This window comes from Xenorhabdus vietnamensis, from assembly GCF_002127535.1.
Classification (GTDB): domain Bacteria; phylum Pseudomonadota; class Gammaproteobacteria; order Enterobacterales; family Enterobacteriaceae; genus Xenorhabdus; species Xenorhabdus vietnamensis.
Genome location: NZ_MUBJ01000031.1, coordinates 1 through 26,036 on the forward strand (window position 1 = coordinate 1; position 26,036 = coordinate 26,036).

At 49.5% G+C, this 26,036-nt stretch carries 17 protein-coding genes; 6 read left to right on the top strand and 11 right to left on the bottom strand.

All coding sequences use genetic code 11. The annotated features are described in order from the left end of the window. Positions 1–123: 123 nt before the first annotated feature. From Xvie_RS18260 to Xvie_RS18275, 4 genes are all read right to left on the bottom strand, one after another. Positions 124–663 carry a hypothetical protein gene (locus Xvie_RS18260; protein WP_086110596.1) on the bottom strand — a complete coding sequence of 180 codons (540 nt, stop codon included), beginning with the start codon at positions 661–663 and terminating at the stop codon, positions 124–126. A 355-nt stretch (positions 664–1,018) separates the two neighbouring features. Continuing rightward, positions 1,019–2,071 (bottom strand): PDDEXK nuclease domain-containing protein, encoded by a 1,053-nt coding sequence (locus tag Xvie_RS18265; protein WP_086110597.1) that lies wholly within the window; start codon positions 2,069–2,071, stop codon positions 1,019–1,021. Positions 2,072–2,175: 104 nt separating this feature from the next. Continuing rightward, positions 2,176–3,159, bottom strand: coding sequence for a ParB/RepB/Spo0J family partition protein (locus Xvie_RS18270; RefSeq protein WP_086110598.1), 984 nt, complete (start codon positions 3,157–3,159; stop codon positions 2,176–2,178). Further along, positions 3,156–4,358, bottom strand: a complete 1,203-nt coding sequence (locus Xvie_RS18275) for an AAA family ATPase (protein WP_086110599.1) — start codon at positions 4,356–4,358, stop codon at positions 3,156–3,158. Before Xvie_RS18275 ends, Xvie_RS18270 begins: the two co-directional genes overlap by 4 nt. Positions 4,359–4,771: 413 nt before the next feature. Between Xvie_RS18275 and Xvie_RS18280 the strand changes: the two genes are divergently transcribed. From Xvie_RS18280 to Xvie_RS18305, 6 genes are all read left to right on the top strand, one after another. After that, positions 4,772–4,999, top strand: coding sequence for a ParB/RepB/Spo0J family partition protein (locus tag Xvie_RS18280; RefSeq protein WP_086110600.1), 228 nt, complete (start codon positions 4,772–4,774; stop codon positions 4,997–4,999). Between the two features lie 39 nt (positions 5,000–5,038). Then, positions 5,039–5,599 carry a ParB/RepB/Spo0J family partition protein gene (locus Xvie_RS18285; RefSeq protein WP_086110601.1) on the top strand — a complete coding sequence of 187 codons (561 nt, stop codon included), beginning with the start codon at positions 5,039–5,041 and terminating at the stop codon, positions 5,597–5,599. Positions 5,600–5,809: 210 nt separating this feature from the next. Further along, entirely contained in the window at positions 5,810–6,154 is a 345-nt protein-coding gene (gene tnpA, locus Xvie_RS18290; protein WP_086110602.1) for an IS66 family insertion sequence element accessory protein TnpA, read from the top strand. Between the two features lie 123 nt (positions 6,155–6,277). Continuing rightward, positions 6,278–6,532, top strand: a complete 255-nt coding sequence (gene tnpB / locus Xvie_RS18295) for an IS66 family insertion sequence element accessory protein TnpB (protein ID WP_139838886.1) — start codon at positions 6,278–6,280, stop codon at positions 6,530–6,532. Between the two features lie 70 nt (positions 6,533–6,602). Further along, complete coding sequence (locus Xvie_RS25915) at positions 6,603–6,842, top strand: IS66 family transposase (RefSeq protein ID WP_086110603.1); 240 nt, start codon at positions 6,603–6,605, stop codon at positions 6,840–6,842. Between the two features lie 133 nt (positions 6,843–6,975). Next, on the top strand, positions 6,976–7,578 hold the full coding sequence (locus Xvie_RS18305; RefSeq protein WP_279625689.1) for an IS110 family RNA-guided transposase: 603 nt from the start codon (positions 6,976–6,978) through the stop codon (positions 7,576–7,578). Positions 7,579–7,634: 56 nt separating this feature from the next. On the opposite strand, the gene Xvie_RS18310 is transcribed toward Xvie_RS18305, so the two are convergent. The 7 genes from Xvie_RS18310 to Xvie_RS18335 all read right to left on the bottom strand — a co-directional run bounded on the left by Xvie_RS18310 (position 7,635) and on the right by Xvie_RS18335 (position 26,026). Continuing rightward, entirely contained in the window at positions 7,635–9,848 is a 2,214-nt protein-coding gene (locus Xvie_RS18310) for a beta strand repeat-containing protein (protein ID WP_086110604.1), read from the bottom strand. 80 nt (positions 9,849–9,928) lie between these two features. Next, on the bottom strand, positions 9,929–10,201 hold the full coding sequence (locus Xvie_RS18315; RefSeq protein ID WP_086110610.1) for an Imm63 family immunity protein: 273 nt from the start codon (positions 10,199–10,201) through the stop codon (positions 9,929–9,931). Positions 10,202–10,305: 104 nt separating this feature from the next. Next, positions 10,306–10,464 (bottom strand): hypothetical protein, encoded by a 159-nt coding sequence (locus Xvie_RS22355; RefSeq protein ID WP_208612620.1) that lies wholly within the window; start codon positions 10,462–10,464, stop codon positions 10,306–10,308. A gap of 49 nt (positions 10,465–10,513) precedes the next feature. After that, positions 10,514–10,768 carry a hypothetical protein gene (locus Xvie_RS18320; protein WP_244175727.1) on the bottom strand — a complete coding sequence of 85 codons (255 nt, stop codon included), beginning with the start codon at positions 10,766–10,768 and terminating at the stop codon, positions 10,514–10,516. 355 nt (positions 10,769–11,123) lie between these two features. Then, positions 11,124–11,369, bottom strand: a complete 246-nt coding sequence (locus Xvie_RS18325) for a hypothetical protein (RefSeq protein WP_086110605.1) — start codon at positions 11,367–11,369, stop codon at positions 11,124–11,126. Between the two features lie 15 nt (positions 11,370–11,384). After that, complete coding sequence (locus Xvie_RS18330) at positions 11,385–25,490, bottom strand: hemagglutinin repeat-containing protein (protein ID WP_086110606.1); 14,106 nt, start codon at positions 25,488–25,490, stop codon at positions 11,385–11,387. Further along, on the bottom strand, positions 25,487–26,026 hold the full coding sequence (locus Xvie_RS18335; RefSeq protein WP_086110607.1) for a toxin-activating lysine-acyltransferase: 540 nt from the start codon (positions 26,024–26,026) through the stop codon (positions 25,487–25,489). The genes Xvie_RS18330 and Xvie_RS18335 overlap by 4 nt, the downstream gene beginning before the upstream one ends. Positions 26,027–26,036: the final 10 nt, after the last annotated feature.

The following is a 26,036-nucleotide window of genomic DNA, read 5'->3' on the forward strand; positions in this document are numbered from 1 at the left end:
TTTCATGTCACGTTGCCAGAAAAAACCAGTGAACTCATTACCCGTCTGACTGATAATTTCCAGATTTTAAAACCCGCATCTTCAAGTTAATTGCGTATACATATTCCTATTCTAAGAGATTTATTATTGAGTAATGCTTTCTCTCACTTTAAAAATCCACTCGTCTTTCTTAGAACAATCATCTGAATAACTCATTGCTTTCAAAAAATCATTGATTATATCAGTGGCATAAGCCATCATAAAACAATTATATTCTACAATGCTTTTTTCTTCATTTTTCCATTCCAAGTTGATTTCATAGATATTAAATGGTATTTCACCATTATAAATACGATACTTTCCATGCCAGACAGAATGAACATATGTATTAACCAATTTAAACCCTGACGTTTTTCTTGCATTCCTCATGGATATTATAAAATCAGGATCGGTTTTATGATCCCAAAATAACATACCTTGAACTAACAGTTTTGTTTCAGTTTCGAAATTATCCCCAAACATATTGATCATGGATTTAATAGAACAAGATGAAGACGAAAAAACAATGATACATAAAATGGTTTTCATAAATATATTTTTCGAAGAACGAAATATACGTATAGATAGCAAAAAAATAGCAGTAAAAAGTATAAAACCATAAAAACCAGGCCAAAAAGACATCATCTTTATTATTTCCTAATAGAGTATCAGTGTATGTAAAATAAACAATCCATCTATCGTTGTTGGGGTTTGAGAGCCAATGATGTAAAAAACCACGTCAGGAACGTAATTATCTGAAATATCACCATATATAAATGCTTAAAATTACACTTAACAACAGCAGCTAATGCGCATTGCTGACTATTGCCAAATAATTCAACTAAGTTGCACTTCAGCCTCTAGAAAACCTTGAGCTAATAAGGCCAAGCGCAGCTCTTTCAGCGCACTGGCAGGTACGCCAAGCCACAAGAGGTTGCGGGCACGAGTTAATGCGACAGAACCTTAGCATATCCTCTGGTTGCTAAAATGGAGACATACATTACGAATTTTCATCACTATGACTAAGTTCTGCTTCTAATTCTTCAATGCTTGGTAAACTAGATTTCAAGTCTTCCGGCAACGTACGGGTTAGTTCGTAATCTGAAACACCAATGGGTTTTTGAATGCTGCGCAAGGAATATTCTGCCAATATTCGATCTTTGGTTTGGCACAAAATCAGACCAATAGTGGGTTGATCAGTAGGATGCCTCAGCTTTTCATCGACCACAGAACAGTAAAAATTCATCTTACCAGCATGCTCAGGTTTGAACTCTCCTCGCTTTAACTCAATTACAACGAAAGCTCTCAAAATCAGATGATAAAAAAGCAGGTCAATATAGTAATCTTGTCCACTTACAGTAATAGGATATTGTCGTCCCACAAAAGCAAATCCCTCACCGAGTTCAAGCAAGAATTTTTCAAGGTGTTTGAGTAATTCTGTTTCCAGTTCACGTTCCTTGAAAGGTTCTGACAAGGTGAGAAAATCGAAGATATAGGGGTCTTTCAAGGTTTGTTGTACTAATTCAGATTGAGATACAGGTAATCGATTATTGAAGTTACTAACAACAGCTCCCTGCCGTGCATAAGCATTATTTTTGATCATCTGAAGTAAAGATTCACGGCTCCAACCTTGTATCAAAACTTGTTCAGCGTACCAGAATCTCTCGGTTTGATCTTTTATTTTCTCAATCAGTAAAATATTGTGTCCCCAAGGCAATTGTGCCACAGGTTGTGGCACAATTGCTCCATTAGCGGCCGTTTCTATTTCTGATGACAAGGAGTATTCTCGGTAAAAACGTAACATACGCTTCAGATTTCGTTCTGAAAAGCCTTTGATTTCTGGTAATTCATTAACAATATCTCGTGCCAGCTTCGGGATGATCCCAGCCCCCCACCCCTGCTGCTTTTGGCGTTCATGGAGAATACGTCCGATATCCCAGTACATCTGAATCAGTTCAGTATTAACAGATTGAGCAGCTTTAATCTGACCTCTACGAATCCTCTCTTTTACATCGGTAAGTAGTGAGGTGTAAATCTGTAGTTCGAATGTCATAATTGGCTTCTTTTTTAAATTAATATAAAGAACGTATTACCCATATCCATTTCATGTGTTGCCAATCATGCCATGGAATCTGAAAAGCAAGTAACAACGAATAGTTACTTTTTTTCGTTATTATATTCAGCAAAAATTTCCTGCATGGTTTGCTCAATACGCAATTGCAATTTTTTATCAAGACGAGCGAACTCATAAATGAGCGTTCTGTTTTTGGTATTCTCCTTGCGACGAGCATAAATACGTTTATCTTCAAAAACGCTCAGAGGTGTTATCACTTCAGCTTTTGCTACAGGTTGTGGCTTACGAGAGAGCTTAACGCTCTTGAATACATTCATTACCGCGTCTTTCACTGCGTCTGAAGCACCCTCTTCTATCGTTGTCTCTATAATTTTTATTCGAATTTCTTCTAATATCTCGTTGAGCAGGATTTTACGGCGATCAATGTCTTCCGCCATTTCAAGCAGGAATTTGTAATCTGGTAGCGTCAAATCTGAGACAACAGGGAAAAAAGCGATCATTTCATCCGGTACGGCCGCAGCTTGAAAAGCTCGGGTTACTTTCGCCGTGGAAACGCCTTCTGCTTTGGCTATCTCTTTGCGGTTCATTCCACTTTTTTCCATTAACTGATAGCGTTTCCCAAGCTCGCGCAGATTATGTTCTTTGGCTGTTTGGAGGTCAGCGGCAAGTTGTCTCGCATCTTTGATGCTAATTTCTTCAGCGGCCACTAACACATCAAGCCCGGTGTTTTTTAGCAAACAGGCCGCGCGACGACGGGAGCCGTCGAGGATTTCAATTTTTTCTCCGATTTTCCGACCAATTGCTGGGAAAAATTGCTGTAAGTGAATTGTTCTGAGAATATCCTGAAGTGATTCTTTCGTTAGTATACTTTGGTCACGGCCATTAATTGTCGGATCAACAAATGTTTTGTTTTTGATATGTTCAGCCTGAATGTGCTGACGAGTAAAAACTACCTTTTTTCCTGAACTTAAAGTAAATGTGCGACTCTCAATTTCCTGACTTGAAATCATATTGCTTAACGGAGAGTTGCCCATTGTTCTGCCAATTCGTTGGATAGATTTATTCACGGTTGATTCCTGATATATTCAATTCTGTCGAAAACTGCTCGAACGAAAATGTCGGCCTGATTTTTTGCGTTGCGCAGTGCTTCTGAGCTGCCAGGATAAGATGCTGGATTAGCGCTGATAACTGTATCGAAAGATTCCCCACAACGTTCAAAGCCGTCCAGTCTTGGCAGAGAGGCATCCAACATTGAGGAGGTAAATACCTCTCGTGCATAACTTTGTGACGTCAGGTGGTCGTATTTATTTCCCATTTTTGACATAAACCCAATATTGCCGCGCAAATGTAATTCAGTACCTTCATTTTCAATACGCTCAATCATTTCTGGCAGACGAGTCAAATACTTCATTGTGGAATGAAAGTCGACCTGTGCCGGTGGCGTAGGGGTCAGCAATATATTACTGGCCGCAATGGCATTTAGCATGAACGCATCCAAGTGAGGTCCCGTGTCGATAAGAATAAAATCATAATCATGAGATAAACGGTCAATCACTGTCTTGCGGAGGACTTCAGAAGGTGCCATTCCGGGCAGGTACTCCTGTACCAGCTGGATCCATTCGCTTGCGACAAATGCATCATCAATTGATGCTGGAATCACATCCACACCAGGCATCATTGTTGGTCTGATAAATTGTTTAATCAATTGTTCTCGGCTAACGTTGTTCAACATTGCCTGTGCGGCAGTTTCCAAAATAGAGCCTATGCTATTATGGTGACTGAGAAACATTGTGCTGGAAGCCTGCGGATCCATATCTATAACAAGAATACGCAGGTCGTTATGAATTAAAGTTGGATGCGCCCGTAACCCATGAGCAAGAGTAACTGTCGACACTGTTTTGGATACACCACCTTTTAGATTCACTACGAATATAGTAAAGGCCTCTTTCCATTTATCCCGATAGGTAGGAATTTGACGGTGTTTATATATATCGATGACATTTTGAAGCGTTAATGCATATTGCATTGTTGAACCTGTTTGGCGCTTCCCGAACACATATCCCTGCTTTTCCATTTCGGTGACAGCCAGATCAACAGAACGTCGGTTTAGCATAGGCATTTTGGCCACAGTATTCTTTGTGAAGGTTTGATAATATTCTGTTTGATTAAATTCAATGCGCTGCTGTTCTATATGGTTACTCATCCCTTGGAGCATTTTTTCTGCTCGCTTTGCTGTTTCAAGGACTCCACCGTAATTCTTCTTCATGCGTACAACCTTTTTTTAAAATTACACACTTTGTAGAGTGTACTTGATTTTTTTGTTTTTTCCATAAAATAATGTACAGCATAAAGAGTTATCGCATACGTCATGTTTTACTTCATCATTCAACACCCAATTAAAGTAATTAAGTAAATGTGTGGATGTAATGAAACTTACCTGCAAGGAATAGTTATTAATGCACAACTAAGATATTTAACATCCTCTGCTTTAGGGTGAAAAATATGTCAATGTTTTTGCATAATAGATAAAATTCCCCGCATTGAAGAAATAACTTATTTTATTGTTTTAACGATATTTTTTGTAAAAATTTCAGCCTGAAATTCCCCATATTTCAAGTCGCATCCTATATAAAAGGAGCCCGGATTCTATCGCATTTAAAGAGAACATTTGTGTGAAAAATGGGAATAATTCCGCCTAAAAACCATCCGCAGCATTTTTCGCTTGTAGTAAAAATGACTTCTATTCCACTTTCTCAGTTAGTACCCAGTGAGTTGAATGTTCGTAAGCATCCTATTGATGAAACCAGAATTGTTGAGTTGGCTAACAGTATTCAATCCGTCGGCATTTTACAAAATCTGATCGTTTACCCACTGAAAAACGGTAAATATGATGTGACCGCAGGGTAAAGACGTTCAAAAGCACTTATTGCACTATTACAAAAGAAATTGATTGATAACGCCTATTCGGTTCCGGCAAAAATTGTCAGTGAGAATGATGCTCTGATTGTTTCATTGACTGAAAATAGCCAGAGTGAAGCCATGCACCCAGCGGTTCAACTGATTGTATTTGGGGAACGGAGCAAAAAAGGATGCAAAGAGACAGAGATTGCTGATCTGTTAGGTTATAGCACCCGTCATGTTAAAAAGTGTCTACGTTTGGCTGAAATGGCATCGGTACTGTTAGACGAACTGGCGAACGATAAAATCACACTGGATCAGTTACAAGCGCTATCCATTAGTGAGAATCATGAGCGACAAATAAACGTCTGGAATAATGCTTCTGGCTGGAAAAAAGAGCTGCCCCTATTAAGGCAGATAATCACGCAAGATGGGTCCCCTGCTGCGGGTAATGTGTTGTTTAAATTCGTGGGTAAGAACGAATATAAACAGGCAGATTCAGAAGACGATGATATTAAACGCAGTGAGCTGCATCAGCTTTCCCATGAGAAGGGCGATGAGTTAGAACATATAGAAGAACAATCCGAAATCTTGGCATGGACACTGTAAGAAAAAGCGAACAAAAGCGTGTTTGTCTGTATTAATGGTGGTTGTATTTACATTGTGCGGGGCGTTGTTGACTTAAATACGATTGAAAAAATGGTAGAACCGGATCCAAATAACTAATCCGGAAGTTAAACCAATAACCACTAAGGATGGTAACTAATGAAAATTTCTATCATTGCTTTGTAAGCGTACTGGGAACCACATCTAGCCAGGGTGAATTCACTGATTAAAATAGCTTCACCTATTCTGATTATGGAAAAATCCCGCCTGAGCCAATCCAGGTTTACTCAAGCCGAGTGGCTGGACATTGTTGAACAGCAGAAAAAATCCGACCTGACTATACGCCAGTTTTGCCAAAAAATCGGTATCTCTATGACCCAGTTCTATCACCACTGCCGACGTGACTCCCGCCCACAGGAAAAGCGGTCTGGGCCGGCTGCCCTGTCTTCTTTTATTAAAGTCAGTCTCGCTCAGAAAAAATCCGCATCACCCAGTGCGCCCCCCACTTTATTTGAGACTACCTCATGGCACACTGCGTTTCCCTGCCGGCACGGATAAACACCTTATCCGGGGAATCGCCGCGTGAAAATGTTTGTGGATGTGCCGGAGGTTTATTTATGCCGCCCGTTTATCGACTTCCGGAAATCCATCAACGGGCTGGTTGTCTGAGTCGAGCTTGAAATGCGATTTTCTCCGACGCAGACAGCGTTATTTCTCTTTTGCAACAAGAAGCGGGATAAACTCAAAATCCTCTACTGGGATAAAACCGGGTTTGCGCTCTGGTACAAGCGGCTGGAAAACGCAAAATTCAAATGGCCTACCACCGTCAACAGCCCTGCCCTGAACCTGACGGAGCAGCAGCTGCATGGGTTGTTATCGGGTTACGATGTCATCGGTCATCAGCCCTTATCCGTACAGGATTGCCCTGTCGCCTGATCAATGGATGATCATCAAACTGACCCGCAATAATTAAGTTTTTGCCCCGGGGGCCGGGTAAAATGTCCCCATGCAAATCGATATTGATGCCCTGACCAATGACCCCGCAGAACTGAAACGGCTGCTGATTAAGCAGTCGCAGCGGCTTGCGTTTTTGGAAGAGCAGTTTCGGTTAGCGCAGCAAAAACGGTTTGGGGCCTCGTCGGAAGCGTTCCCTGGACAAGGGGAGTGGTTTAACGAAGCGGAAGAGATTGCGCTGCCGGTTGAAACAGCCACCTCGCAGGAAATCCTCACGTATCCCCCGTCATAAGCCGACACGGCGGCCTCAATTACTTGATGTCGTGCGCACTTTCCCTCCGCAAACCGTCATTGCTATGGAAGCTTGTGCAACGTCTCACTATTGGGGGCGAACGCTGCAGACGATGGGATAGGTTGTCAGGCTTATTCCTACCCAGCATGTGAAGGCCTTCAGCCGCCATCAAAAAAACAATGCCAATGATGCACTGGCTATCTGCGAAACGGCCTGTCGGCCCGGTATCCATTTTGTTCCCGTCAAAACTGTAGAACAGCAGGATATTAAAGCCCTACGCAGTGCCCGGCAGCGCATGGTGGAACACCGCACCGCACTCGCCAACCAAATTCGAGCTTTTCTCGCTGAACAGGGGTTGATAGTTCCCTCAGGTATTCAGAAACTGCAACAGCATCTGCCTGATATTCTGGAAGAGGACAGCAATAGCCTGTCCTGTGTACTACGCCGTTTATTGCAGACTTTATGGGAAGAGCTGCAGGATTTGAACATCGGCATTCATGAAATGGATAACGAAATAGCGGTACTTTCCCGTCAGCAAACCGGCTATGAGCATTTGCTCACGATCCCCGGTGTCGGTCCCCTGATCGCGGCGGCTTTCGTGAGTGAAGTCAGCGCATCCCAATTTGCCAATGGCCGACAACTTTCAGCCTGGTGTGGCTTGGTTCCCCGACAGCACAGTTCAGGCGACAAAAGCCGCCTGTCATCCCTGAGCAAACATGGCAACCGTCATCTCTGAACATTAATCATCCACGGTGCCCGTGCCGTGATGCGCTGTGTCCAAAAACGGGGGGATTATCTGGGAGAGTGGCTGAGAAAATTAATAGACCGGTGTGGGTTCATGAAAGCCACGGTTGCATTAGCTAATAAGCTGACCCGGATATTTCCGCTGTCAGCCACCGTATTGTCCCCGGTGGCCCTGATACGGATATCCTGCCCGGCATTCAGGCTGCTGCCCTGTGACTGCGTCTGTTCCGTGCGGGTTTCCGATTTCGCCGACTGGCTGCCGTAGGAAAGCTGGAGGCCAATGGTGTCAGTCGGTTTTTGTGCGTCCCCGCCCGCCTGATTAATCGCATCGGCTTTCGCGGCGTCGGCCTGACTGAGCTGCCACGCCTGATAACCCTGCACCCCGGACAGCGTGGCCTGCGTGCCTTTCAGCGCCTGTAACCGGCTGTCTTTCGTGTCTTTGGCTTCATTCGCCGTCTGCACCGCCGTGTTAACCGCACTGCCGACAGCACCGGACAACGCCAGTGTCAGGCCCGATTGTTTCTGCTCGGTTTTGCTCAGTTCGGTATGGCTGTTTTTCGCGGCCGTGACCGCCACCTCTTTGGCTTCAATATCAATATCTTTACCGGCAATAATCTCGCTGCCATGCAGGCTGGCCTGTTCGCCGGCATGCAGCGTGACATGGCCGTCACTGCTGCCCACAGTGCTGCCTTTCTGCAACAGGGCATCGCTGTCGTTGGACTGTTTGAGTTTCGAGCTGCCTATTGTAAAGCCCACGCCACCGGTGCCCATCAGGCCGGATTTTTTCTCTTCCTTCTGGGTGAACCGGTGATTTGTCTCTTCGGCCGTGGTGATGGTCAGGTTATTACCGGCCTTTATCGTCACATCCTGTGTGCCCACCACATTGCTGCCCTGAACGGTGGTATCTTTGCCGGACTGGATGTTCACGGTATCGCCGCTCAGGGTGCTGCTGACCGCCTGGGTGCGGTCATATTGCTCCCGGGTCGTGGTGGTCGTCGAGGAAACCCAGCTGTTGCTGCCTTTCACCTTCAGGTATTCGTCATGGGTTTGCTGCTGTTCACCCGCCACGACAGCCACCTCCCGCCCGGCAGCCACTTGCAGTGTTTTACCGGCCGTGATACCGGTTGCGCGAAGGTTAACATCGCGTCCGGCGCGCAGGCTGACCTGTCCGGCACTGTTAATATCAGTACCTGTTTCCCCTGATTCTGTGTGGGTCAGGGTGTTGTCCCGGCCCCATTCAAGGTGTTCACCCTGCGCGGTTTTGACCGTACCGGACTGAATATCCCGCCCGGCGGCCAACTGAATCTCACTGTTTTTACCCTGTGACATCAGTTGCGCGGCCGACATGTCAATATCCTTTCCTGCCCGCAGGTGCAGTTTGCCATCCGTACCCTGTACATAAACACGGGCGACGTTATCCACGTAAGTGGCACTGAACCGGTTATTGCCGGCCTGATTTTCACCGCGGCGGGTGGTACTGGCGATATCAATATTATGCCCTGCCCCTATCGTCAGTGATTTATCGGCACCAATCGCCCCGCCCCGCTGGACCATATCGGTCCGGGCCTGCAAATCAACCTGATGGCCTTGCAGCAGTCCGCCCTGATTGCGGATATTCTCTGCCAGTACGTGGATATCCTGACCGATAATCCGTCCCTGGTTGAGCAGGTCGCCACTCAGTTGCAGATTGACCTGACTGCCACTGAGCAGGGCGCCAGAGCCATCCAGTGAACCGGCCTGCGTGCGCACATACACCTGGGGAACCAGCACGGTTTGCCGGCGGCCGTCCGGTAAGGTGACGGTGGCATTGACCAGCCAGACCATGTCTTCGGTGAGATGGGCCATCTGTTCCGCACTCAGGGCAATCCCCGGCGCCAGATTAAAGGCGTGCCGGGCACGCACACCGGCATTCATCAGCGCCTTAAATTGCTCCTCGTCATTCTGGTGCCCCGGCAGATAACGTTTGCCAGTCAGGTTAATCACCTGCTCACGGATCAGGCGCTGTTCATAGAAACCATCCCCCAGACGTTTATGCATGTTATGGTGATCCCAGCGCAGCTGCTGTTGCATATAGTCCGTCCCCAGCCATTTTTTCAGCTGGGTAAACTGCGGATCTGTTTCAACCAGCGGCAGGTTGTCAATCGCCGCCACCGCCGGTGTGGGTTGCGTATTTTCTGGCGGCAGATTCAGTTTAAATAAGCTGTTGTCCGGTAACTGATAATTCGGCACTTCCGTGCGGACGATAATGGGTTTTTCGCCCACATTCGTGATTTTTTCATCCAGTCCGGCGTTTTTTTCACCGACGCCTGTCAGCTTCTCAACCGCGTTTTTCGTGGTAACAATTAATAGCTACCATCATCATAAGGGCTTCTAGAAAGCGTTTCATCAATCTCACTTTTCGCTTTCAATCCCCATGCTGGTTGGAGTTTTCCCATAAGTTCAATGACCATTGGAAAAGTAATACGCCTTCCATCTCTATTATTTTCAATACGATGATCCAATTCATATTGGTACGCTACTTCACGGACAAAACTAGACATAATCCAATAAAGCAATTCATCCAATGATGAGGTTATCTTTCTAGAAGACTCAACCCCCCCTTTCGGTACAAACATAACTATACTGATTATTATCAAGAGTAATATGAGGCCTACCATCTCCAGGAGATTCTGCAAAAATATGCAGATATCTGGCAAAGCAAGGTGAGATCACCGGACGCTTACGTTTTACCAGACTGATTTTGTGGTGCTTTCGTTCCACTATTGCCAGCATTAACTTGCTGGCCTTTGGCTGAGTTAGCACCTTTATTATCCATCACTGCGTTTGAAGATGATGGTTTAGTCCCTTTGCTGTTCATGCCGCCAGTCACAGCGGCCATTGCCGCGCCCGCTAAGATTTCAGCCTGCTGTTTGTCAATTCCATAACGGCTAATCAACTGATGCGCAAACTATGTACTGGAGCCCCCCTTCCGCTTCGATCTGCTGAGCCAGTAAGGAAGACATGTCATTCTTCATGCGTGAAGGCACATCTTCACCCAGTGCTTTATCAATCGCCTGGCGGACTAACAAACCGTTTGCAGGAATATCGCCGTATTTTTCTTTACAAGCCGCCGGGTTCGAGGCACAGACCGCAATCAGTTCTTGCTGCTGCTTGAGGCTCAGATCTTCCATTTTTGTTTGCAATCGCCACGCGCCTTACAGTCTTTGGCCTTGGCCGCAAAATCATCGATCTGATCGGCACTCAGGAAGTTATTCTCAACCTTCTTTTTTTACTCTCCATTGACCTAGATCTGTTGAAAATTCATTTTCTTTCAGTTTAGGTCCCGAGTATTCAGGAGCAGTTTTTTTTAAAATACGAACTTAAAGCTATAACACACATCTCATCTATCAAAGCACAAAACCAATGGAAATGCTGTTACAGTCTTGGCTTATCCCATAAATCGATTTATGCTTGAATTCAGTGGCCGCCTAAACGGCCACATTTAATGTGAAGTAGCGATTACATAAAATCATAAACAAGGTTTTTGATTATTAAAAATTAAAATACATTATACTTGCGGCATAACTCATCAAATGTAATGCCATTCTCGATCGCCTGTAAGTAATCACATTTATTTATCTCCACTTCTTTCAGTTGACCAAAAAACTCACCAGAAATATAAGAAAATATGTATTTACCATTTTCAACCCTGACACTCCAGTTATCTTTGATAAATTCCCCCTCAACTGGTTCTTGATGTGTATTTTGGTAAGAAAGAGGCTCTTCTTCATAATATTTATTCATCATTTCACCTAAAAATTACTTGATTTTTATTTCAGTTACAGGAGGCTTATGTGAAAAATTCATCACAGCTTCAGGTACTCCGCCAGATGTATACCCGCCTGGTATCCACTGGTTGTTTGCCCCCCCCTCATTTCCTGAAGGAATTCTTAGCCCTTGCATATTTTCACGCTTAACATGAATAATCATAACATCAGAATCATTTAATATTCCTTTATCAAGACCTAATTTATTCTCTATGATTCTAAGATCACCTTTTGACTCATATAATATTTTATCAAATGCTGATTTAGGCATAACAAACCCACCATCAGGTCCTACTGTGTCAAATTTTTTATAGGCAGCTCTAGACGTTATCCTAACCGCTCCTTCATTGAACTTAGCTATATGAGTTTCAATTTCAGCCTTCGCCATGTATGTAGAAGGATCAGGTCTTTGACCATGTGGCGTATTAATAATTTCATCGATTTTACTTCTTGATAAATTAGTCCTTACTTGCTCAATATATTTATGAGGAACCTTTTCAGTACTAACAATTGGGTTCACAGTACTATTTTCTAAAGGTTGCTCAGGTGCCCCAACAACTCCTTTTGTACGACTATTATGCCCTCCATCAGAAAAAGATCTCGTAACTCGGTTATCCTTATCCACCAACACCGTCACAGCTTTCCCTGTCTTCGGTGATGTCAAAACCGTGGTTACAGAGCCCCCCAGCCCGATCATCGCATAGGTAATCTCCGAATACTCCGATGGGACACCCAACGCTTCAAGTCCCTTAGCCCCCATGGTTTTCACTGGTTGGCCTGACACTACAGTGTTAGAACCCACATTCATGTTATCCAGTCCCTGTGTCGCCATCACTGCACCAACCGCACAGCCAATACCTGTACCACAAGACACGGTGCCACCGATAACCTCAACCGCTCCGCCTGCGGTTTGTAACAAACCACCTGCACGGGTTGTTAACTGGTATTTACCATCCGCATACACAAGGTTATCTGTCAGTGCATCGGCTTTCCCATACTGATACATAGGAAACTCATAATGAGCGACTGTGCCGTCCGGTTGTGGAACATCAATTTTCAGTGTTTCTTTCGCTAACTGGTCACGCAAGGCAGCATATTCAGGCGAATTACCTTTCTCTTCCAGCTGCTTATATCTAATCCATTCTTCCGTCCCTTCCACAAACTGGGCAGAACACTTAACCACTGCACAGGCCGCAGCATCCAGTACATCTTTCGGTGCAACACCTTTTTCCGCCAAAGTCTGTAGCCGTTCTTTCTCGACGCTGGTTGTTAGTCTATTTGCATCAACGGCATTTTTGGCTGTCTGAGCCCCGGCCACCCCCCCTGCCGTAGAGTTAGTGGCCAGCCCGGCGGCAATCCCGCCTGCCAGCGTGGACAGATTGCTGACGGTTTCCTTCTCCTCCGGTGAGAGATCTTTCAGATTCTTATCACCGTACAGTGCACTGATAATAGCCGAAGCGGCCAGTTCACCGCTCACTGCGCCCGTTGCCCCGGCAGTGGCTGAGCCGCCCTTCATCTCAGCAATGACACCACCTAAAATCGCATGGGCCATCAGGTTGGTGGCTTTTTCTGCCGGCGTCAACTCATCATAGTGGTTTTTACCCTTATAGGTCAGTGCCTTCACGCCATTGGCCAGATAAGGCGCAGCCCCGCTGGCAATGGCCGATGGGATATCGCCACCTGCCAAACCCTGCAACGCCCCGATGACCGCCGTCACCGCCTGACGCTGATTGCTGCCGATATCCGCGCCCTGCTCTCTGATGGCACCGTCATAGGCTATCTTATACGCCCGGTCGGCAAGGCTTTTCGCATCGATGGCCTGACCTTCGGCCTTCAATTGAGTTTCAGCTTGTTCTTTCAGCCGCTGCTGCGTTTGCGGGTCTTTCAGGTCTGCCGTGGCTTTCTTCGTCGCCTTAATCGCTTCATTCGTATTGTAGATATCCATCACCTGCGTGCCGATTTCAGCGATAGCCTGCGCCTGCGCCAGCCGTTGCTGCTCTTTTTCCTTGTCGAAAATCGGGCTCAGGCCATTGGCGGCGTTATCAGTATCCCGGCTTAAGTCAGCCACATCCTGTAGCTGCTTATCAGCATCCCGCACCACAATCGTGCCGTCACTGACCGCCGCATGAGTCGTAGAAGACTGGCTTTTATGCTTATTGGTGCCGGCCAGCATATTTGAAGCCATATTCGAGGCCAGTTGATTGCCTATCTGGCCGCCCAGTGACCCGCTGGTGCTGAAACCCACACTCTGGTGTTCGGTTTGGTACTCCGCCTTGTTCTGGATATCATTAAAGCCCAGTGTTCCCGTCTCCAACCGGTTTTTATCTTTACCGGCCATGCTGGCAATCACCGCACCGTCAAGCTGGGTGTGCTCGCCCACCTTAACATCAAAGCCGCCCTTACCAGCAAAGAGACCCGTTTGTTCCTGTACGGAATCAAACGTGCTGAGCAGCTTGTCGCGGCTGGCATTGACACTGGCTGAACCGTTCATCGAACCATAGGTGAAGCTGGCGCCGGCACTGACATTTTGCTGCTTGCTGTCGTAATTGTCCTTATCCTGCTCACTTTGCAGGTGCAGGTTGCGGCCGACATCGGCCGTCACTTTATCCCCGCTGACCTGGGCCCCTTTCAGCGTCGTATCCTGACCGGATTTCAGGCTGACCTGATTGCCGGCATCAACCAATGTTTCAGTATGGGTGACCCCGTCGCCGGTTTCATGCCCTTTCCCCTTGTTGACGCTGGCCGAGAATTTAATGCCGTAACCGCCCTGTCCGGCGGTCAATCCCACACCGACACTGCCGCCTTGGCTGCTGTTTTCGCCCCGGGTGGTCTGGGTATTTTCAGCCGATCCCAGCACGATATCGCGTTTGGCGTTCATCTCAATATCATGCCCTGCTTTCAGGCCGCTGCCTTTGACCCGGATATTTCCGCTGGCAGCCACCATATTGTCCCCGGTGGCCCTGATACGGATATCCTGCCCGGCATTCAGGCTGCTGCCCTGTGACTGCGTCTGTTCCGTGCGGGTTTCCGATTTCGCCGACTGGCTGCCGTAGGAAAGCTGGAGGCCAATGGTGTCAGTCGGTTTTTGTGCGTCCCCGCCCGCCTGATTAATCGCATCGGCTTTCGCGGCGTCGGCCTGACTGAGCTGCCACGCCTGATAACCCTGCACCCCGGACAGCGTGGCCTGCGTGCCTTTCAGCGCCTGTAACCGGCTGTCTTTCGTGTCTTTGGCTTCATTCGCCGTCTGCACCGCCGTGTTAACCGCACTGCCGACAGCACCGGACAACGCCAGTGTCAGGCCCGATTGTTTCTGCTCGGTTTTGCTCAGTTCGGTATGGCTGTTTTTCGCGGCCGTGACCGCCACCTCTTTGGCTTCAATATCAATATCTTTACCGGCAATAATCTCGCTGCCATGCAGGCTGGCCTGTTCGCCGGCATGCAGCGTGACATGGCCGTCACTGCTGCCCACAGTGCTGCCTTTCTGCAACAGGGCATCGCTGTCGTTGGACTGTTTGAGTTTCGAGCTGCCTATTGTAAAGCCCACGCCACCGGTGCCCATCAGGCCGGATTTTTTCTCTTCCTTCTGGGTGAACCGGTGATTTGTCTCTTCGGCCGTGGTGATGGTCAGGTTATTACCGGCCTTTATCGTCACATCCTGTGTGCCCACCACATTGCTGCCCTGAACGGTGGTATCTTTGCCGGACTGGATGTTCACGGTATCGCCGCTCAGGGTGCTGCTGACCGCCTGGGTGCGGTCATATTGCTCCCGGGTCGTGGTGGTCGTCGAGGAAACCCAGCTGTTGCTGCCTTTCACCTTCAGGTATTCGTCATGGGTTTGCTGCTGTTCACCCGCCACGACAGCCACCTCCCGCCCGGCAGCCACTTGCAGTGTTTTACCGGCCGTGATACCGGTTGCGCGAAGGTTAACATCGCGTCCGGCGCGCAGGCTGACCTGTCCGGCACTGTTAATATCAGTACCTGTTTCCCCTGATTCTGTGTGGGTCAGGGTGTTGTCCCGGCCCCATTCAAGGTGTTCACCCTGCGCGGTTTTGACCGTACCGGACTGAATATCCCGCCCGGCGGCCAACTGAATCTCACTGTTTTTACCCTGTGACATCAGTTGCGCGGCCGACATGTCAATATCCTTTCCTGCCCGCAGGTGCAGTTTGCCATCCGTACCCTGTACATAAACACGGGCGACGTTATCCACGTAAGTGGCACTGAACCGGTTATTGCCGGCCTGATTTTCACCGCGGCGGGTGGTACTGGCGATATCAATATTATGCCCTGCCCCTATCGTCAGTGATTTATCGGCACCAATCGCCCCGCCCCGCTGGACCATATCGGTCCGGGCCTGCAAATCAACCTGATGGCCTTGCAGCAGTCCGCCCTGATTGCGGATATTCTCTGCCAGTACGTGGATATCCTGACCGATAATCCGTCCCTGGTTGAGCAGGTCGCCACTCAGTTGCAGATTGACCTGACTGCCACTGAGCAGGGCGCCAGAGCCATCCAGTGAACCGGCCTGCGTGCGCACATACACCTGGGGAACCAGCACGGTTTGCCGGCGGCCGTCCGGTAAGGTGACGGTGGCATTGACCAGCCAGACCATGTCTTCGGTGAGATGGGCCATCTGTTCCGCACTCAGGGCAATCCCCGGCGCCAGATTAAAGGCGTGCCGGGCACGCACACCGGCATTCATCAGCGCCTTAAATTGCTCCTCGTCATTCTGGTGCCCCGGCAGATAACGTTTGCCAGTCAGGTTAATCACCTGCTCACGGATCAGGCGCTGTTCATAGAAACCATCCCCCAGACGTTTATGCATGTTATGGTGATCCCAGCGCAGCTGCTGTTGCATATAGTCCGTCCCCAGCCATTTTTTCAGCTGGGTAAACTGCGGATCTGTTTCAACCAGCGGCAGGTTGTCAATCGCCGCCACCGCCGGTGTGGGTTGCGTATTTTCTGGCGGCAGATTCAGTTTAAATAAGCTGTTGTCCGGTAACTGATAATTCGGCACTTCCGTGCGGACGATAATGGGTTTTTCGCCCACATTCGTGATTTTTTCATCCACACCAATGGGTTTCTCGCCCACATTCGTGATTTTTTCCTCCACGCCAATGGATTTCTCGCCCACATTCGTGATTTTTTCATCCAGCCCGGTGTTTTTTTCACCGACTCCGGTCAGCTTCTCACCCACAGTGGATCGTTCACCCACCGTGAATGTCTGACCCCGTTCAGTCAGTTTTTCCCCTGCGATAATCGGCGTCTCTGCCGGGCCACCGGTAATTGTCGGCCTTTGCCCCGTCACTGCCGCGGGCGGGAGGATCACTTCCAGCCGCTGTCCCGGCCTTAATGCGACTTCACGCGGCTGAGTTGCCGCTTCCGTCAGGCCGGCGTTGATTTGCCCGCCACGGACTGGCGTCATCTGTGCCGAGGTGCCCTGATAATCAGCCGGACGCTGGCCATCCAGCGTGACCATGTCCTGTGATGACCGGATCGTCCCGGGGGTCAGGGTGATGGCCTGGATTTGCGCATTGGGTTCATAGCGCGATGACCCCCAGCCTTGCCGGTCACGCCCTTTTTTCTTGATACGCCAAAAATTCTCCACCTGGCCTTTATCGGTGATATAACGCTCACCCTGTACATCCAGGTTATGGGTATCCCCGCCCGTGACCGTCAGCAATCCCCCCGCCACAACCTGGCTCTTATCGTTTGTCAGCGTCGTTGTATCGATGATCAGGTTTTTCCCGGCCAGTATTTTCGCCGGATCAGTTTCTTTCACCCGGGTTTCTTCTATCGTACGGGTGTACTTGTAAATCTGAAAGTTATCCCGGCATCCCAGGTCATCCACACAGGCGTGATCCACTTCATCATTATCAATCGTGATATGATGGTTTTTCACATCATAACGTTGCCCCCAGACTTGATATTCCTCCATTGGCCTCTGCGAAATGCGCTCAAGTTCGGTCTCAAAATGGTCATTGACGTTATTAATGGTGTCGGCCGCCAGCCGCATCTCCCCCATGGCTTCAATATACGCGCTGTGGTTATTGATGACCTGACCTTTTCCACTGGCCCGATACTGGTCATCCAGTTTGCCGCCGAAGGCAAAATCACCGTCACTGTAAATCAGGCTGTGGCTTTGGTTATTCAGTTCACCCACGCCTAGATCGAGGCGCTGACGAGCCGCAATCACCGCCGATTTACCTTTGGCCATGATGTCGTTGTAATTTCCCGCTTTTGTCGCGAACAACTTCTCCCGTTTTGCTTTTGTTTCAGCATCAACCCAGTTATTCAGCGTCCCCGCTTCAATGGCAATATGATCACCATAAATCCGCCCTGTACCCTGGTTGGTCAGCTCAGCGGCACGCAGATAGGTTTGGCCACCATCCAACAACCCGGTGTTGACGAGGGTATTTTTGACGGTCCATTGATGGTGAGCCGCCAGGATTTTCCCGGTTGCCTCATTGGTCAGGTTATCCGCCTTCCCCGCTAAGGTGCTGGCACTGATCAAGCCATTATTGATGACATTGCCCTGACTGCTCAGCCGCAACATGCCGTTGGCAATGATTTCGCCTGTATGGATAAAATCTTTTAGCAGCGTTAACCGAATATCGCCCAGTGAGCGCAGTTTTCCGTCACCAGTGGCAGAGTCGGCATCCATCGTCAACGCGTTTCCGGCTTTGATCTCACCGTCCGTATTGGTGATAGCCAGTTGATTGCCCTGTACGGTCAGTTGCTGATTGGCCTGTAACTGTCCCTGCGTGTTATCGAGCACCGAAGCCAGCGTTAGCGTGGCATTTTCGGTGGCGAATACTTGCCCCTGGGTGTTATGCAGTTTGTCCGCCGAGATGATGACATTTTTGCCCTCAACCCCTTTATCTTGCTGTTGCGTCTCCTGATTCCGGATTTCCGTCGCACTCAGTTCGGTATCACCCCCACTGCGGATTAAACCGGCTTTATTATCAATGTGGTGATTGACCTGCGCTTTCAAATCACCCAGCGCCAGTATCTGCCCCTGAGTATTCAGAAGAGCATCGGCATCAATATGCAGCCCCGCTTCGCTCAGGATCTTACCTTGTTGACGGTTATCCAGTTGTTTTGCGGTGAGTGTGGCAGATTTGCCATGTAAGGTGCCGCGCTGGTTTTTCAGATCTCCACTTTTCACCTCAAGCTCAGCCTGACTATCAATCACGCCATCGGTGTTATCGAGTGCCTGCCCTTGCGTATCCACAAACAAGTCCTGATGGGATTTGATCCGCCCGGACTGGTTATCAACCTTTTGACCTGTCAGGGAAAACCGAGTTTGGGCTTCCAATAATCCCTGCCGGTTATTGATGTTATCCGCCGTGATATTCAGGCTGTCTGATGAAGCCACTACCCCACTTTCGTTATCCAGTCCCCCGGTATTCAGCACCATGGCGTGTTTGCTGGTAATTCCGTTATGATCACCACTATTGCGGTTAATTAAGGATTTTGCCTTGAGTGTCAGTTTGCCGCCACTTTGTAGCAAACCCTGATCATTATTCAGTTCATCCACATGCCATTGGGTATCTTTTCCGCCCAATAGCTGACCGTGTCGGTTGAGGACCGTGTTTCCGCTCACATTCAGTCTGTCGTGGCTTTCAATATGACCGGACTGGTTATTCAGGTCCGCGACAGTCAGGCGCAAAGCCCCCTGGCTGAACACCCCCCCTTCCTGACCACTATCCCGGTTATCCAGCTGCTGACCGTGGGTGTCGATGGTCAAGTTCTGACCGCTGCGTATCGACCCATATCGGTTCAACAATTCACCGGTTCGCAATGTCATATGACGTTCTGTTGCGATAGAACCGGCGGTATTATTCAGTTGCTGCTGGTGCGTATCGATATCCGCCGTCCCTGCACGGATTTGGCCTTTTTCGTTATTAATCGCCTGAGCCGTCAGTTGCAGGTTGTGCTGACTGGCAATTTTACCCCCGGTATTGGTTAACTGTCCGGTGGTCAGGGTGATGTCCCCGTTCGACGCCGCAATCTTCCCCTGCCGGTTATTAATCTCGTCAGCCACCACCGTCATCCCGGCTGAGGCCACTAATTGGCCTTGCTGGTTATTCAGCCGGTTTTTTACGGTTACCTGAAGCTGGCCGTCTTCTGCCGCAATAATTTGGCCTGACAGATGATTCAGCTCACTGTTCTCCAGAACGCCTTTTTTCTTGTTTTCCCTGTCGTTATTCAGTGCGTTTTCTGAGAGGGTGTTGTTATTCAGGGTTTGTGCATTGACCTTCACCGTGCCATTGGCTGAAATCGTCCCGCTGCCGTTATCCAGTTCATGTTGAACGTCGAGCATCATTGAACCTGTGCCCCGTTGGGTCATCTTCCCTAAACGATGGTCAATTGACTGAATATATGCCGTGATGTGTTGTGCGGACGTCTCACTTTTCACCAGATGGTAATCCCCTCCATCCAGTTTCAGTTCACCGTCAGAAATCAAGAGGCCTTCTTTGCCCTGAAAGTGGGCCGTGTCAATGGACATCACGCCGGTTCCGGCATGGATCAGTCTGCCGTTATCATTCGCAATGCTCTGTGCCTTCAACGTCAAATCCTGCCCGCTGGATTCAATTATCCCGGCCGTATTGTCAATCCCGGCCTGGTGCTCCAGGATGAGCGACTGCGGCCCGATCTGGGTGATTTTACCCTGATGATTGCTCAGTTTCTGGCTGCGGAGGGTCAGCGTTTCAGCCCGTAACCGGCCACGCGCGTTATCAATCAGTTCCGGCGCAGATAACGTGAGATGTTGACGGGCGCTGACGTGGGCATCCTGTAAATTTAATTGCTTGTCAGAGGATAGAGTCAAATGACCGGCGTCAGTTTGACTACCTTTCAACGAGATATCTTTTGCGTTAACCGATAACCGGTCATGGGCCAGATTTTGCCCGTGAAGCCGGGCAGTTTCCGTGGTTTTTAGTGTCAGATTACCGTGCTGGGTCAGTCTGAGCATGTTATCCATACCGGCCGCCAGGGTACTGCCTTGGTGGCTATACAATGAAGTGCTTTGGCTTTCAAGGTGGCGCCCGGCCAGTATACGCCCCTGGTTGTCGAGATGGGCGCGGGTGGTTATCGTCATGTCCTGTCCGGCGGTAATATCTCCCCCATTCATCAGATTTCCCTGATCAGGCAGAGTCATATCACCGGATGCCCTTATCACGCCGCTGTTGGTCAATTGCCCACGGTTGTGGAGAACCAGATTGCCCGAGGGTGCGGGTTTACCGCCGCGGTCAATGCCTGCCGCCAATACCGCATTTTTTGAGTTGTCCAATGACGCACTGGTGATATCAAGATGATTCCCGGCCTGTATGTTGCCCTGATTGGCAAGATGATCACGGATTTTGACTGACAGATCCCGGCCTGCGATCATATCCCCCTGATTCTCCAGTTTGCTCTGATCCTGGATTGTCATATTGTCCGAAGCCGTGATTAGCCCCAGATTGGTCAGTTCACCAGAGCTATGGAGAGTCAGATCACCCGGTTGGGACAAACGGCCTTCTTTATCCACGCCAGCAGCCAGGACACCTTTTTCTTGGCTTGCTAAGGAAGCACTTTGAATTTTCAGATGATGGCCTGCCAACACCTTACCTTGGTTAACCAGATGTCCGGGCGTTTTGAGCCTGATATCGCGCCCGGCACTCATCTCTCCGGCATTTTCTAGTGCCGCCTGATTTTCGATGGCAATATCATCCGACGCCATCATCACACCCTGATTAACGAGCTTACCGCGACTGTCGATGGTCAGATTGCCCGGCTGAGTCGGTTTGCCATAATGGTCAGTGCCTGCGGCCAGTTCACCTTTTTTCTGGTTCTCTAACACAGCACTATGAATATCCAAGTGGTGGCCGGCCAACACCCTGCCCTGATTAGACAGAGAGCCGGGGGTGTTGATCCTGATATCGTTCCCGGAGCTGATTTCTCCCCGATTATCCAGCGCCGCCCGATTCTTGATGTCAATATCATCCGACGCGGTCATTACCCCCTGATTGGTCAGCATACCGCGGCTATTGATGATGAGATTGCCCGGCCGGGTCAGTTTGCCCTGATCATCCGTACCTGCCGCTAGCACCCCCTTCTGATGACTGACGAACGAGGCACTGTGGATATCCAGATGGCGTCCAGCCAGTACATTTCCTGCATTATCGAGATCATTACGGGCTTTTATCGAGATATCGCCACCGGAAGTCATATTGCCTGAGTGAGTGAAAGCGCCTTCATTCTCAATATGAATATGATCTGACGCGGTGATAACGCCGTGGTTGTCCAGTTTGCCCTGACTCTGGATCTTCAGGTTGCCCGGCTGCGTTTTATCTATCCCCGCGGCCAGCTTACTTTCTTTCTGGTTTTCTAAATCTGCACTGTGGATATCAAGGTGATGGCCGGCCAGCACCCTGCCCTGATTGGTCAGCTTGCCCGGGGTGTTGAGCTTGATATCACGACCAGAACTTATCTCTCCCTGATTTTTCAACTCGGCCTGATTCTCAATGGCGATATCATCCGACGCGGTCATTACCCCCTGATTGGTCAGCATACCGCGGCTATTGATGATGAGATTGCCCGGCCGGGTCAGTTTGCCCTGATCATCCGTACCTGCCGCCAGCACCCCCTTCTGATAACTGGATAACGAAGCACTGTGGATATCCAGATGGCGGCCTGCCCGCATTTTCCCGGCATTATCGAGATCATCACGGGCTTTTATCGTGATATCGCCACCGGAGCTGATATCGCCTGAGTGATTAAAAACGCCTTCATTCTCAATATGAATATGATCTGACGCGGTGATAATGCCGCGGTTGTCCAGTTTGCCCTGGCTCTGGATCTTCAGGTTGCCCGGCTGCGTTTTATTTATTCCCGCAGCCAGATGACTTTCTTGCTGGTTTTCTAAATCTGCACTGTGGATATCGAGGTGATGGCCGGCCAGCACCCTGCTCTGATTGGTCAGCTTGCCCGGTGTGTGGATCCTGATATCATGATCAGCGCTTATCTTTCCCTGATTCTCCAGCACGGCCTGATTTTCGATGGCAATATCATCCGACGCCGCCATCACCCCCTGATTGATCAGCTTACCGCGACTGTTGATGATGAGATTGCCCGGCCGGGTCAGATTGCCCTGATCATCCGTGCCGGCCGCCAGAATCCCCTTCTGATGACTGGATAACGAGGCACTGTGGATATCCAGGTGGCGGCCTGCCCGCATTTTCCCTGCATTATCGAGATCATCACGCGCTCTTATTGTGATATCACCACCGGAGGTGATATCCCCTGAGTGACTGAAAGCGCCTTCATTCTGAATATGGATAGACTCGGAGGCGGTGATAATGCCGTGGTTGTCCAGTTTGCCCTGGCTCTGGATCTTCAGGTTGCCCGGCTGCGTTTTATTTATTCCCGCAGCCAGTACACCATTCTGTCCACTTTCTAAGGACGCACTCTGGATATCAAGGTGATGGCCGGCCAGCACCCTGCCCTGATTGGTCATATTGCCCGGGGTTTTGAGCCTGATATCATGGTCAGCGCTTATCTTTCCCTGATTCTCCAACTCGGCCTGATTTTCGATGGCAATATCATCCGACGCCGTCATCACCCCCTGATTGACCAGCTTGCCGCGACTGTTGATGATGAGATTGCCCTGATCATCCGTGCCAGCCGCCAGCATCCCCTTCTGATGACTAACTAACGAGGCACTGTGGATATTCAGGTGACGGCCTGCCCGCATTTTCCCTTTATTATCGAGGTGATCTCGCGCTTTTATCGTGATATCACCACCGGAGATGATATCCCCTGAATGACTGAAAGCCCCTTCATTCTGAATATGGATAGACTCGGAAGCGCTGATAATACCGTGGTTATCCAGTTTGCCCTGACTCTGGATCTTCAGGTTGCCCGGCTGCGTTTTATCCATCCCCGCCGCCAGCACTCCTTTCTGGCCGCTTTCTAACGCCGCACTCTGGATAGCGAGATGATAACCCGCCAACACTTTACCCTGATTCGTCAGCTTTCCGGGCGTTGTGATCCTGATATTATGGTCAGCGTTTATCTCACCCTGATTCGTCAGCGTCGCCGGTTCTTCAATAACAATATCATCCGTTGCGGTCATCATTCCCTGATTAACCAGTTGACCACGGCTATTGATAGTCAGTTTGCCCGGTTGCGTTTTATTCGTTCCCGCAGACAAAACACCATTCTGGCCGCTCGTTAAGGACGCACTTTGGATATCGAGATGATGACCGGCCAACACCTTGCCCTGATTCGTCAGGTGCCCCGGCGTTTTTATCGCAATATTATTCCCGGCGGTGATATCGCCTGAGTTGGTTAACGCCTCTTTATTCTGAATGTCGATATTATCTGAAGCGGTCACAACCCCCTGATTATCCAGTTTCCCCTTGATATCCAGCGTCAGGTTACCCGGCTGAGTTAATTTGCCGTCTTTATCAGCGCCGGCGGCCAGTACAATGTGTTGTTGGCGATCAGTGGGCAGTTGAACATTTTTATGGCTTGTCAACGAAGCACTGTGGATATCAAGATGCCGCCCGGCCAACATCCGTCCCTGATTCTCCAGATGATCGCGGGTGTTGACAGAAATATCCTGACTCGCAGTGATATCGCCCTGATTGATGAAATTCCCTTGATTCTCAAGCTTAACCTCAGCAGAGGCATCTATCGTCCCGCTGTTGGCAAGACGACCGCCACTGTTAAGCTTCAGGCTGCCCGGTTTATTGCCACCGGCCAGTAACCGCCCCTGATTCGTTAAATCGCCCTGATTCTGGACAGTCAGGTTATCCGACGCCGCTATTGTGCCTTTATTGGTGAGGCTGCCACGATTCTCAATGGTCAGGTTGCCGGATTGAGTCCGATTACCGCCTTTATCGACACCGGCAATCAATACCCCTTTTTCACCACTGTCTAAGGCAGTGCTTTGGATCGCCAGATGACGCCCTGCCAACATCCGCCCCTGATTTTCAATCTCATTGCGGGTGTTAAGCGTGATATCCTGACTGGCAGTAATATCACCTTGATTTGCCAGTGCCCCCTGATTCCCGATAACCACATCCGAGGACGCCGTTATCGCACCGCTATTCGTCAGTTTGCCCTTGCTATCCAGCGTCAAATTGCCTGCCTGCGCCCCCAACTGTCCGGCATTGCGTACCCCGACGCCCTGTTCTGTGCCGACCAGCTTAATTTTGTTGGCATACATACCGCCCACCGCCGCCACATCCAAACTGAATTCCGGTTTATTCTTCTGGCTCTCTGACAAGGTTTCAGTCACATTGCCTTGGGCATCCACCCGGTTGCGCCCGGTTGTCACGGTTAAATTGTTGGCGTGGAGTTTGGCGTTAATATTGACGGCACGGCCAATCAGGCGGGTATAATCACTTCCGGTATCATTCAGCCCCTGACCTTCCACGCTGATGATACCCTTATGCGCCTCATCCACTTCAAACCCTTTCAGGCGTCCACCTTCCAGTAGGATCTGACCCGCCGCCAACGTGGTCTGGCTGGCATTGATAAAACCACAACCTTGACAGGTGATGCCTGCCGGGTTAGCAATAATGACGTCCGCCCGTTGACCGGCGACTTCAATAAAGCCGTTCAGTTGGCTGGGGTTGCGGCTGTTCACTTCATTGAGGATGATCTTCGCTTCGCCCTGGGCTAACCACGGATTCGCGGTAATGAGGCCACCCAGCTCGGTTTTGGTATTGATGCCGCTGTTATTGAGGATCGCCCCCCGTTGTTCTACATCAAACTGACTGTACTGGTTACGGGAAACCCCATCACCGTTCGGCGTCTGGATATTGATTTGGGGTATGCCGTTGGCCGTGGAAATAACCGAGGGCTGCTGCGTACCGGGTGCATTGTTGTCCGCCACAATGTCGGCCTGTGCACTCAGGCTGACCAGCCCCAGCGCCAGTGAGACTCCGAACACCAAGGGCGTTAAGGCAACACGGGCTGCCGATAATGAAGGCACCGATATGCGGTCCCGTGCCTGTCCGACCGTATGGCTGCTGACCAACTCAGACACCACCATCAGCATCTGACGGGTTTTATTAAAAATCACGCGGTAGCAATGTTTATTCATCGCGCAGCACCTCTTTCAGGTAAGTCTACGGTCAGGGGATGGTTGTCCCACCATGCGGCGGCCTGTTCACGGCTGACGCCTGCCCCTCGAAAACGGATCACCTGCGCCCCGCGCTCTGAGCCTTTGTGATAAAGCGCCCGGACACACTGATAAGGAAAAATGTCATGTTTGATTAAATCAGCCATCACACGGCTATGGCCAAACGGCGCTACCCAGTCCAAAATCCAGATCCGGGCACCCCGGTTCGATGTCAGGCTGCGATTATCCCCGTCATCCGTTGTCAGGTAACACCGTTCGCTCTCTTCATCAAACCGTGACCAGCTCAGGTAAAACACGGGCTGGCCCTGCTGACTGACCAACACATACTGTTGGGCTTTAATAAAAGGCAGAAGCAGTGTGGCAAGCGAACTTAACGGCGCATCCCGGTGCAGAGGGGAGTGCATCCACAACCAGGTTGTGGCACCCAGCATCTCTGTGTCATTTTCGTGACCGCCAAGGATCAGGGGGGCACGCACGTCATAATCACCGATTAACATCACAGCCCCC

Excerpts from the sequence above, each read along its gene's own strand:
- Xvie_RS22355 (WP_208612620.1), bottom strand. The coding sequence starts at position 10,464 with ATGGCCGCTGTGACTGGCGGCATGAACAGCAAAGGGACTAAACCATCA.
- Xvie_RS18335 (WP_086110607.1), bottom strand. The coding sequence starts at position 26,026 with ATGTTAATCGGTGATTATGACGTGCGTGCCCCCCTGATCCTTGGCGGT.
- Xvie_RS18260 (WP_086110596.1), bottom strand. The coding sequence starts at position 663 with ATGATGTCTTTTTGGCCTGGTTTTTATGGTTTTATACTTTTTACTGCT.
- Xvie_RS18265 (WP_086110597.1), bottom strand. The coding sequence starts at position 2,071 with ATGACATTCGAACTACAGATTTACACCTCACTACTTACCGATGTAAAA.
- Xvie_RS18325 (WP_086110605.1), bottom strand. The coding sequence starts at position 11,369 with ATGAATAAATATTATGAAGAAGAGCCTCTTTCTTACCAAAATACACAT.
- Xvie_RS25915 (WP_086110603.1), top strand. The coding sequence starts at position 6,603 with ATGCAAATCGATATTGATGCCCTGACCAATGACCCCGCAGAACTGAAA.
- Xvie_RS18275 (WP_086110599.1), bottom strand. The coding sequence starts at position 4,358 with ATGAAGAAGAATTACGGTGGAGTCCTTGAAACAGCAAAGCGAGCAGAA.
- Xvie_RS18330 (WP_086110606.1), bottom strand. The coding sequence starts at position 25,490 with ATGAATAAACATTGCTACCGCGTGATTTTTAATAAAACCCGTCAGATG.
- Xvie_RS18280 (WP_086110600.1), top strand. The coding sequence starts at position 4,772 with ATGGGAATAATTCCGCCTAAAAACCATCCGCAGCATTTTTCGCTTGTA.
- Xvie_RS18315 (WP_086110610.1), bottom strand. The coding sequence starts at position 10,201 with ATGTTTGTACCGAAAGGGGGGGTTGAGTCTTCTAGAAAGATAACCTCA.
- tnpB (WP_139838886.1), top strand. The coding sequence starts at position 6,278 with ATGCGATTTTCTCCGACGCAGACAGCGTTATTTCTCTTTTGCAACAAG.